Source organism: Ruegeria sp. YKSF131, from assembly GCF_059612645.1.
In genome coordinates this window covers 24,814-35,745 of record NZ_JBXWQZ010000028.1, presented here as the reverse complement: position 1 = coordinate 35,745, position 10,932 = coordinate 24,814, and the positions used below count along the sequence as shown (strand labels likewise).

The following is a 10,932-nucleotide window of genomic DNA, read 5'->3' as shown; positions in this document are numbered from 1 at the left end:
GCTGGCGACTCGAGTGTGGATAGATTGGTTCGCGTCCTTACTTCCTAACTGCGCGAAGCAGCGCACGAATTGACCTATATCATGTTTTTCGCGAATATCATGTTCTTGGTGAATTTTCCTGACCCACCTGAGATTTGCGACCATGCGTCATACATTCAGCTCGACACGGGCTCCGATAAAATATCTCAAGATTTCAGCTACTTGGCTTTCGGGCGCCGCGCATATCGCAGTAGACAGCCCATCTGCGATCACCGCGTCAGGGGCAGAAACCGAAACCGTTCTGTCCCGGTTTGCAGGCCCGTCCGGGGTGATGATGTGGCCCAAACCCTGTCCCAGCTGCGTCCCCAGCGACGATGATGTCGCGACCGCGCGGTCACGCAGCGCGACCCGTTTCAAAACCCGCTGGTCCGGCGCGGCCAACCCGGCTTTCCAGGGCGTGCCGTCGCCACGCACACCCAAGGCGGCAACCTCTCCCATGTCGACCAGAACATCACGCAGGCCAAAGCCACGCAGCAGCGCAGCGATCCGATCCGTGATCGCTCCCTGGGCGATACCGTTCAGCGTCAGGGCCGACTGACCCGGCACCGGCAGTCGCACCGACGCGGCATCGAAAGACACCCGTTCCCAGCCCACAGCAGCGCGGGCGGCAGCCAGATCTTCGGGGCCAGCGCCTGTTGCCAAGGCATACCACAGGGGCTGAATGCTGGGGTCGAATGCGCCGCCGGATGCCTGATGCAGCGCACTGCTCAGGCTCAGCACATTCAACAGCTCAGGCGCGGGTTCGGTCAAAACACCGTCGCGGTTCAGGCGGCTCAGCTGTGACTGCGGACGGTACAGGCTGAAGATATCCTCCAGCCGGGTCACCTCACCCTCGACGGCGGCAATGATTGGTGCGGCCTCGGCATCTGTCAGCCCGACCAGCCGCAGGCTGGCGGCAGCCCCAAGGGCGGTGCCGCGCCAGTGCGTGTCAAAGGCCATGGCCGGGGAGGCCGCACAGGCGGCCGAAATGATTAGAAATCGGCGACGGGACAGGGCGGTCATACGGGGGTCTCCAACTTCAGATCAAGATCGACCGGGCCAAGCACTTCGGCATCAGGAATGTCGGGCAGGCGCATCGCGGTCCCGCCATAGGTATCCGCGAAAACCTGGGCATCGGCAGGATCGGCAAAAGGCACCACTTCGCGCGCGCCCATGCCGCCGGCCACATCGGCACCAACCACAAAAGTCGCACCATCCGCAGCGATCCAGTTCGAAATCCCCGGCTGCCGCCAGCTTGGCGCAACGCCCATATCGCTGACATAGATGGCCGTGATATCCGCATCGCGCTCGGGGCTTTTCAGATAGGCCACCATGTCCCGCACCTGTGCAAAGAAAAGCGGGGCCGGATAGCCTTCCAGATGAACCTGCCCCTTGGGGCCGCCATGTTCGGCGACATTCATCTGGCAGAAATAGCTCAGCGCATCGGGTGTCAGATCGACCGGGTCGGGGGCCTCGGCCAGCTCTTCCTTGCAGGCCGCCAGTGCGAGCAATGCGATCAGGGCAAGACGTCTCATGGCTCAACCCTCCGGAAAGCCAGCCTTGCAAGGGCAAAGCCCAGCACCGGCCAGATCAGCAGCGACGCGGGCGCGGCCCAGACCGGCAGGGCCTGTGCGGCCCCGGTCATGCCCGAAGCCATGGCAACACCCTCGGTCGCGGCGATGTTCCACAAACGGAAAGCATCGGCCGGGTTGGCCACCATCACCCATGGAAAGACGGATTGGGTGAAGGCGCCGCCCTTGTCCATGACGACAGCCCCCAACAGGCCCAGATCATAAAGGACGACAAAAACCAGCCAAAGCCCGGCCGACAGACCCGCCGCCGCCGTGGCGCCCCTCGCCAAAGCGGACAGCAGGTATCCAAGCGCCAGAAACACGGCGCCCAGCAGGATCGAGGTCAGGACAAGTCGCACCAGCGCCATCAGGCTTTCCGGCCCCGCACCACCAAAGTACGCGGCTACCGCACCTGCGGTGCCAAAACCGACGGTCATGGCAAAGGCCAGCGCGGCCAGATGGGCGCAGAACTTGCCCAACAGGATTTCCCCGCGCCCGGCCGGATAGGACAGCAGCAGCGACAGGCTGCCCCGGTCCACATCGCCCGCGATGGCATCGAAGGAAATCATCAGCGCCAGCAAAGGCGCAAGATAGACCGACAACGTGGTCATCGACGCGACCGATACGGTCAGCATATCGACACCCAATGTGCCGGTGGGCGCACTGCCCGCAAAGGTCAGCGCCAAGGCGAACAGCACCATGATCAGCGTGGCAACCAACAGCCAGCGGTTGCGGCGCAGGATCAGCATTTCAGTTCGGGTGATGGCAAGGAAGCGGGTCATGTCCTCTCCTCCTGTGCATAGTGGCGATAAAGGTCCTCCAGCTTGGGCGGTGTCATTTCCACATCCGCCACCGCATCGCCCAACCCGGCGATCCGGCGCAGGGCCTCCATCTTGTCTTCGGGTGTGCAGAGCAGCTCAACGGACGCGCCGTTGATCCGGTTGCCGCCCAGTTCGGCGGCCAAGGCATCCGCATTGGCGCTGGCACGCACCTTCAGGCGGATCGGCAGCCCGGCCAGCGCCGAGAGGTTGTTCAGCGTGTCATCGGCGACCATCCGACCCTTGCGCATGATGGCGATCCGGTCGGTGCGCGCCTCAACCTCGGTCAAAGCATGGCTGGCAATCAGCACGGCGGTACCCTGCGCGGCCAATTCATCAATGATGGCATAAAGGTCCTGCCGCGAGATCGGGTCCAGGCCGGATGTCGGCTCGTCTAGCAGCGCCACTTTCGGCTGTCCCAGCAGCACCTGCGCCAGCCCCAGTCGTTGCCGCATCCCCTTGGAATAGGCACCGATCCGGCGGTCCAATGCGTCGCTCAGGCCAACGCGCTCCAGCAGGCCGGGAACATCGGCTTTTGACCCGGACAGTTTTGCAAACAGCGTCAGCTGCTCGCGCCCGGTCAACGCCGGGTGAAACGAGACCGCCTCGGGCAGATAGGCCGTATCCCGTCGCGCCTGCGCGCTGCCGGGGGTGGCACCCCCGATCCGAATGGCTCCGTCCCGAATGGGCGTCAGGCCAAGGATGGATTTGATCAGGGTCGACTTTCCCGCGCCGTTATGGCCCAGCAGCGCCACGCGCTGACCGGGGGCAAGGGACAGGGTGATATCGTCAAGAACGCGGGTTTTCCCCCGGTTCTTGCTGACATGGTCAGTTGACAGGGCCTTATCCGTCATGAGGCACCTTTTTCATAGCTGGGGGTTCAGGGGCTTGCATCAATGGGTTGCTGTCCATCACACCCCCCGGCAACAGTGCCGGGAAGGCCGATTGCGACCAGCGCACCAGCTGCACGGCAGGCGAGCCGAGCAGCAATTTGGCTGCGGGTTGGGTCCACAGCACATGGTCCATACTGTCATTGGGTCGATAGGGGACATCGGCGATACCGTTGCCATCCACATCATAGGCGGCAAAATCGGACCAGTAATTGCCGCGCCCGTCTTCGGACCACTCGACCCACTTGGTCGAGACGTATTTCACCTGCGTCCGGTTTCCGATGAATGAATTGCCAACAATGCGGTTGCGTTCGCTGCCAGCGGTAAAGTGGATACCGATGCCACATCCCTCGAACCAGTTGTCGGTGAATTCGTTCTTGTTCGAGTTATAGAGGAAGGTGCATTTTTCCTTGGCACCTTTCACCACATTGCCGGTGATGACGCTCTTGTTGGCGTAATTCAGCATCACGCCATGTTCGCGGTCCCCGATCGAGACATTGTTGGCGACCCGCACATTGGTCGTGAACATCACCGCATAGCCCAGATCGTTGCCGATCGAGACATTGTCGCTGACGACCGAGTCGTCGGCATACATGTAGTGAACGGCAAACCGCAGATCGCGGAACAGGTTGCCGGTAAAGGTATTCTTCTTGGACGAGTTCACAAAGATCCCGTCGCGGCCATAGCGGATGTCATTGCCTTCAACCACCGCACCCGGCGCGTTCCAGACATAGACACCATTGCCACGCGCGTTCATGTGGCGATCCTGCCGCCCTTCAATCCGGTTGCGTCGTACGATGCTGTCCTTCGCACCGTGTATGTCGATGCCGTAAAGATTGCCCAGCAGCACGTTATCCTCGACCACCGGCGCGCGCGCCGTCTTGGTCAGCTGGATGCCGCTGTCGATCCCGTCATGATCCGAGCCTGATCCGATCACCGTAAGCCCGCGCAGGGTCACGCCCGGCCCGGTCACTGTGATCACGCTGCCTTGGCCTTGTCCGTCGATGGTGGCCTGTCCCAGCCCGTCGAGGGTCACGGGCCGGTCCAGAACCAACTGCTCGACGTAATCGCCGGGGCTCAGGCGAAGGGTGTCCCCATCCGCCGCCTGCGCCAGTATCTCGTTGATGGCCCCCGCCCGGTTGGGCACATCCCAGTCCGCCGCCCAAAGGGGCGAGCCGAGCAGGAGCGGTATGAGCAGGGGCCAACGCATGTTTATGCGCTCCGCGGCTCAACAAACATCCGGCCGCGCATCTCCATGTGCAGCGCGTGGCAGAACCACTGGCAATAGAACCAGTGCACGCCCGGACGGTCGGCAATGAACGTGACCGAGGCCGTGGCCTGCGGTGCAACTTCCATCGCGATACCGAAGTTCGACAGGCAGAAGCCGTGGGTCACATCGTCCACGTCATCCAGGTTGGTGACATAAACGGTCACTTCGTCACCCTGTTTGACGGTGAACTTCTCCATGCTGAACACGGGCGCGGTCGAGGTCATGTAGACCCGCACCTTGTTGCCGTCCCGGATCGGTTCCTCGGCACCTTCGTCCAGATCGACGCCGTCAGCGGCAGCCTGCGCGCGCGCCTCTTCCCACATTGGGTCGTTGCGGTCCCAGACATTCACCGGGTTCACCTTGGACCGGTGAACAATGATCGAGTCATGCGGCTCGGCAAAGGTCGGGCCGTCATGGACCACCTTCATCTTGTCGCCGGAAATATCGATCAGCTGCTCATTTTCGGGCTTCAGCGGGCCTACGTTCAGGAAGCGGTCTTTCGAAAACTTGTTCATCGAAATCAGCCACTTGCCATCGGCTTCGGCAGTTTCACCCATCGAGGTCGAGTTGTGGCCCGGCTGGTAATGCACGTCGACCTTGTCGACGATCGGGTCAACATCAGCACCCGCATAGGCCTCGATCGCCTTGGCGATGTCCCACTTCACCACCTGGCTGTCCAGGAACAGGGTGGTATAAGCGTTGCCCTTGCCGTCGAACGCCGTGTGAAGCGGGCCAAGACCCAGCTGCGGCTCGGCGACAACAGCGGAACGCGGATCGGCGTTTTCGCTGAACAGCGCATCGACCTTTTCCACATCGATCACGGACACGGTCGGCGACAGCTTGCCGTTGATCATGATGTGTTTCTTGTCAGGCGCTGCGTTCACACCGTGTGGCGAGTTCGGGATCGGGATGTACCGGGTCAGGTTTCCACCCGCCTCTTTACGCCCGTCCACGACCTTGACGCCGTTCAGTTCCTGATAGTTCCCGGCCGCTACGGCCTCTTCGATACCTTTGAGGTTGAACACGACCACATGGTCCAGCTCGTTCTCGGTCATCTCGGCCAGGTTCATACCCATTTCCGAGTTATACGAGGTCGAGAAGGCGTATTTGCCCTGATAGTCGCAGTCGGTGTTATCGAGGTTACCCGACACCATCACCTGCCATGCAACTTCCATGGTGTCGCCGTCGATGGCAGTAAAGATGTTTACATATTGTGACGGATCATCAAGGATCTGGCCGTCATTGACCAGCGGGGCCTCGTGCTCACCGTTGGCAAAGACATAGCCGGTGCGCGGGAATTTCTGCGGACGCAGGCCGTGGATGTCATGCGCGTTCGGGATCTCGATGATCTTGTCGCATTTCATCACGTCACAGCGCACACGGGCCACGCGGGTGTTGGCCTTGTCGTTCATGAACAGATAACGGCCATCATAGGTGCCGTCGGTGAACGACATATGCGGGTGGTGCAGGTCGCCGTTGTCATAGGTGACCTTGCCGTTTGCAGCCAGGAACTCCTTGGTTTCAGGCAGCAGGCCCTCGGTCAGAACCTTCAGCGACTCGTTGGTCTGGCCCCAGCCCGTGGCCGAGCAGCGGTTGAACACCGGCACCCGCATCAGCTCGCGCATGGACGGCACGCCTAGAATGCGCAGTTCGCCGGTCTGGCCCGACGACCAGAAGCCGTAATATTCGTCCAGCTCGCCCGGCTCCAGATGCTGCTTGGCGGCAGCGCTGGCCTCTTTCGCGGTCATCAGGGTCGATCCCAGACCGGTCCCGGCGATGACGGCACCGGTGGCAGTGGCCCCCAGCATACCGCGGCGCGTGATGTTCAGTTTGTTTTCTTGGTCCGACATGGTCGTTCCTCCTTTTAGGAAACGGTTTTCGGTTTGGCGTTTGGATGGTTCGCCGGTGGTTGCCCGAGGGGGGTCTTAGGTGTGACCGACCCGGTCTTGGCCCGCCGTTTCAGTTGGCGGATAACGACGGGACATTTGTCCTCGGACTGATAGAGCACCTGACAATGCAGGCAGGTGACGCACTCGTTCGGATTGATCTCACCAGTGGGGTGGATCGCCTGAACGGGGCATTCATTGGCGCAGGTCTGACAGGGCGTGCCACAATCGTTGTAGCGGCGCAGCCAGTCGAACATGCGGATACGGGCAGGGATCGCCAGCGCTCCGCCCAGCGGGCAAAGATAGCGGCAATAGAACCGTTCGATGAACAGCCCGATCCCCAGCAGGACCAGCGCAAAGACCACAAACGGCCAGTCGCGCATGAATTTCAGAATGATCGCGGTCTTGAACGGCTCGATCTCGGCATATTGCTCGGCCAGCGGGATCGACACGAAACTCAGACCAAAAAGACCCAAAAAGATCATGTATTTCGCAGGCCAGAGCCGCTCGTTCAGACCCCAGGGCAAAGTCCATTGCGGCACTTTAAACGCCCGTGCGATCTTATTGGTCAGCTCCTGAAGCGCGCCAAACGGGCACAGCCAGCCGCAATAGGCTCCACGACCCCAGAACAACAGGGCGGCGGCCACGGCAAACCACTGGATAAAGACCAGCGGATCCAGCAGGAACGCGTCCCACGAGAACCCCGTGCGTAAACTGCCCGCCAGCGCCATCAGGTTCACCACGCTCAGCTGCGCATTGGCATACCAGCCGATGAAGAACAGGGTCATCGTCAGGTACCCGATGCGGAACCAGTAAAAGACGCGCGCATTCATCGTGGCGTGGAACTGGAAGAAGAACGTCGCCGTCAACACCAGCAGCATGACACCAAGCCCGGCGATCTCGACGGTGCGATCCTTCCAGATACGCTGCCACAGGGCCGCCTTGGCGGCCGCTTCGCCGGTTGCATCATCCACAACCGATGGGGTGGTGACGGGCAACAGGTACTGTTCCGGCAGCTTGTATCCCAGATCGAAGGTCAGAAAGGTCTTTTCAACCGCCCCGACGGCACGCTGCACCAGCAATTGCAGGCGGAACGGCTCGGCCGGGTCAAACTCGGCATCAGCGGGGATCTTGAAGATATCCAGTTCGGTAAAGCTGGGGGCATCTGGCGCTGCAACCTCACCCAGACGGCGCTGCTGCTTGTCAAAGAACCGCACCGAGCTGTCGCCCTGGATGAGTTGAATCCGGTCAAATATCCCACCCCGGACATAGCCGGATCCCTTGAAGCTATAGGCCCCGCGGCCCAGAACCAGAATGGCCTGTTCGCCCTCATCCAGCCAGTTGGTCAGGTTCTGGTATTCAGCCTCACCCAGCAGCGACTTGCCGATCGACGGGACCGAAACAAGCGCCATATGCATGTCGATGAAGGTGTCATCCGGCTCGCCCGGTTCGGGTCGCTTGATCGCGCGCTGATCCCCTGTGGCTTCAAAGGCGGCATTGACCTGCCCGACATCCAGCGTCATCCGCCGGACCGAGCCGTCTCCCGACAATGTGGTCCAGTCGTAAATGGCATCCTGCGCCATATCGACTTCGCGTTGCGGACCTCCAGCTTGTACCGGAGACAATCCACCCAGCCCCAGCGCGCGGGCCACTTTGATCCCGCCGCGCACAAGGCTGTCATCGATCACCATGATCGTCACGGTCGCGCCCGAGATAATGTCGAGGTCATGCCCCTCACCCCCGGTCTCGGCCTCTCGTTTCAGGTCAAGGCCCGCATAGCCTTCGGTCAGTTCGACCATGCGCGAATTGGGAATGCCGATCAGCACGATGGGTTCGGAATGCTTGACCAGCTGAACGCCGGTCAGAACAGCGTCCGCATCAATGGCGGCAACCACGTGAATGGGTTTGCCGGAATAGCCGGTCGTGCCGACAAAGTCCGAAGTCAGAAAAGCCCATGCGATCGTCTCGCCACCCCGAAGGACCGGGGCAACCTTCACGTCGCTACGTGCCGGGCCAAACGCGTCGGCACCCGGGGCCAGGTCAGCCGGATCAATGTCGGGAAGAAAGCTGGCAAGACTGTCGGCGCGTGCACTGATTGCAACACTGCAGGACAGAACGAGGGCCAGAAGGAAATGGATTGCGCGACTTACGACCACGGCGCACCTCCGATCAATTGGGTAGACGCCATGGACGCGCGCGGGGCGCGTTCAGATTCTTCTCGGGTCGCAAACGGGGGCCCCCGGGTTTCGGGCCACAGGTGTTTGGGGCTGTACAAAATGCACTGCTCCCCATGTTCATTGCGTACATTTTGAACATTTCCGACGCTTGCGGACAGCAAAGCGCCCGGCATCGGTGCTGACGTCGTCACCGCACAAAGCGCACAGTCCGCGCATTTCGGGCAGGGCGCGGTTGGATCGTCGTCCCCTTCTTCAAGGTCAACTTGGACCCAGACCGCGCCCGCCTCCGAGCAGATCTCCACCCACATGCTCTCACCGGGACTCGCCAGCACCGGACCAAGCATTTGCAAAAGCAACAGGAAAATGCCCACCAAACCACACACCGCACGGGACACGCGATCAAACAAGCTATGCGAGGGGTGGAAGGTGGGCATTGAGAATCCAACTCGGCGTTCTTTCCCGAACCCTATGGGATTCTGTTAGGCGGAGACTTGACTTAGATCAGGTGCTCGCGAATTTGCAGCTACCCGTCAGCTTCATCCATCAACCCTCGAACCCAGCGCCCGGCCAACCATGTCGCCGGAACGCCCAACGGGATTGACCACAGGATCGCCGGAACCGGTTTTATCGCTGAGAATCCGGCACTGTGCAGGATCAGCCCGGCCAGAAACAGGTTAATAGCCACGGTCAACATGGTGGCTGGATAAAGCAGAATGGCCAGTTTCCAGACCGGCCATTTGCCCTCAGTGGCTGGTGCCTTCCGAGAAGGTGATTTTGTTCCAGACATTGTACTTCCCAGATGGTTTACGCATCGGCAGGCGGCGCACTTCTTCCAGCGTCTGTGCGTCATAAACGATCACCGCGCCGTCATCTTCCCAGATCGATACAAGCGCGTGGCGGCCATCCTTTGTGAACTCTACATGTGCCACGGTCTTGCCCGGGGCAGGGCGCAAAGTCTTTATGATTTCAAGGCTTTGCTTGTCGATCACATGCATGGCATCCTTGTTGGGGCCAAAGAAGACATCGGCCCAGACGTAAGGCGAATTCTCGTGGCTCCGCATGAAGAATCCCGGCCCTTCGGTCTTGATCCGCTTGACGGTTTCCCAAGTCCCCATGTCGATCACCGACACCGTGCCGTCAGTCAGATGCGGCGTGGCCATAACGGTCGTATCGCCATGCTTCCACGTAATCCCCGAGCCTAGATGCGGCATCCCCGGCAAGTCCAGATCGGCCACCTTGTGCCCAATAACAAGGTCGATCACCTGTCCGCCCTTGCCATCGCGCGCGGCACCCATGACGTATTCATAGCTCTGATCGAAAAAGAAATCGTCCAGATAGTCGGGCGTTGTGATCTTGCGCACCGGGAAAGGATCGGGGTTCTTGAACTGCCCTTCGATGCGAAAGTCGTGACCCAGCCCGGATTGCGGCGGGTTGGCTCCGTAGAAGACCTCCCAGATCTCGGGAACATCCTTGAGCGCCAGAACAAAGCTCTCACGCGGGGGGGCCTGATACACCGCGGATACGCGGCTGGATTTTCCCGCTTTTCCTTTGATCGCAATGACTTTTGCCACCGACAGGTCTTCGGTCGACAGCAAAGTCAGACTGTTGGGCAAATAATTCGCAACGGCCAGCCACTTGCCGTCGCCGGACATTGCGATGTTACGGCTGTTAAGCCCTGCCCGTACGCGCCCCACCTGTTGCAGGGCCCAGATGTCGTATTTCTGAACCCAGCCATCCCGGGACATGATGAATACGTAACGCCCGTCCGGGCTGAACTTCGGCCCGCCGTGAACCGCGAAGGGTGTCTCGAACCGGTCCAGAACCTCAAACGTGTCACCGTCCAGCACACTGACATGATGATCCCCGGTTTCGACCACCAGGGTGATGTTCATCGGGTCACTTGACCACACTGGCGCCTCAACGGGGATGTAACCGTCATCCAGCGTGCGGCTGTTCATGATATGGGCCTCGCCCCATTCGGGGTCGGTTTCCAGCGGTGATTTTAGCCAGCCGGCCAGCTCTTCAATCTGCAAAGCGTCAAGTTCGTGCGAGAAAGCAGGCATTTGCGTCGCCGCGCGCCCTTCGGCTATTACCGCTGCGATGCGGGGCCCGCGCATGCGCTGGAGCGTCTCGGGGATCAAGGCCGGGCCGACGCCGCCCAAGCGGTTTTCACCGTGGCAGGACGCACAATGTTCAGCATAATCCGTTGGTGCATCCGCCCAGGCACCACTAGCGCCCAGCACAGAACACATCAACACGAGCTTCATCTTTTCAAAAATACTCCCGCCGGAGGCCCCCTTAG

9 protein-coding genes are annotated in these 10,932 nt (G+C 60.7%); all 9 read right to left on the bottom strand.

What is annotated here, in order from left to right:
• Positions 1-147: 147 nt before the first annotated feature.
• On the bottom strand, positions 148-1,041 hold the full coding sequence (locus tag AC2FLZ_RS12000) for an FAD:protein FMN transferase (RefSeq protein ID WP_480623129.1): 894 nt from the start codon (positions 1,039-1,041) through the stop codon (positions 148-150).
• Positions 1,038-1,553 carry a nitrous oxide reductase accessory protein NosL gene (locus tag AC2FLZ_RS11995; protein WP_480625443.1) on the bottom strand — a complete coding sequence of 172 codons (516 nt, stop codon included), beginning with the start codon at positions 1,551-1,553 and terminating at the stop codon, positions 1,038-1,040. Before AC2FLZ_RS11995 ends, AC2FLZ_RS12000 begins: the two co-directional genes overlap by 4 nt.
• Positions 1,550-2,371 (bottom strand): ABC transporter permease, encoded by an 822-nt coding sequence (locus AC2FLZ_RS11990; RefSeq protein ID WP_480477397.1) that lies wholly within the window; start codon positions 2,369-2,371, stop codon positions 1,550-1,552. The genes AC2FLZ_RS11995 and AC2FLZ_RS11990 overlap by 4 nt, the downstream gene beginning before the upstream one ends.
• The gene (locus AC2FLZ_RS11985; protein WP_496882204.1) at positions 2,368-3,261 is read right to left on the bottom strand and encodes an ABC transporter ATP-binding protein; all 894 of its coding nucleotides are present in this window, start codon (positions 3,259-3,261) and stop codon (positions 2,368-2,370) included. The genes AC2FLZ_RS11990 and AC2FLZ_RS11985 overlap by 4 nt, the downstream gene beginning before the upstream one ends.
• On the bottom strand, positions 3,251-4,507 hold the full coding sequence (locus tag AC2FLZ_RS11980) for a nitrous oxide reductase family maturation protein NosD (protein ID WP_480477393.1): 1,257 nt from the start codon (positions 4,505-4,507) through the stop codon (positions 3,251-3,253). Before AC2FLZ_RS11980 ends, AC2FLZ_RS11985 begins: the two co-directional genes overlap by 11 nt.
• 2 nt (positions 4,508-4,509) lie before the next feature.
• Positions 4,510-6,417, bottom strand: a complete 1,908-nt coding sequence (gene nosZ, locus AC2FLZ_RS11975; protein WP_480484303.1) for a TAT-dependent nitrous-oxide reductase — start codon at positions 6,415-6,417, stop codon at positions 4,510-4,512.
• A 14-nt stretch (positions 6,418-6,431) separates the two neighbouring features.
• The gene (locus AC2FLZ_RS11970; protein ID WP_496715860.1) at positions 6,432-8,609 is read right to left on the bottom strand and encodes a 4Fe-4S binding protein; all 2,178 of its coding nucleotides are present in this window, start codon (positions 8,607-8,609) and stop codon (positions 6,432-6,434) included.
• A 544-nt stretch (positions 8,610-9,153) separates the two neighbouring features.
• Positions 9,154-9,417 (bottom strand): hypothetical protein, encoded by a 264-nt coding sequence (locus AC2FLZ_RS11965; protein ID WP_480606857.1) that lies wholly within the window; start codon positions 9,415-9,417, stop codon positions 9,154-9,156.
• Positions 9,374-10,882 carry a cytochrome D1 domain-containing protein gene (locus AC2FLZ_RS11960; RefSeq protein ID WP_496882203.1) on the bottom strand — a complete coding sequence of 503 codons (1,509 nt, stop codon included), beginning with the start codon at positions 10,880-10,882 and terminating at the stop codon, positions 9,374-9,376. The genes AC2FLZ_RS11965 and AC2FLZ_RS11960 overlap by 44 nt, the downstream gene beginning before the upstream one ends.
• Positions 10,883-10,932: the final 50 nt, after the last annotated feature.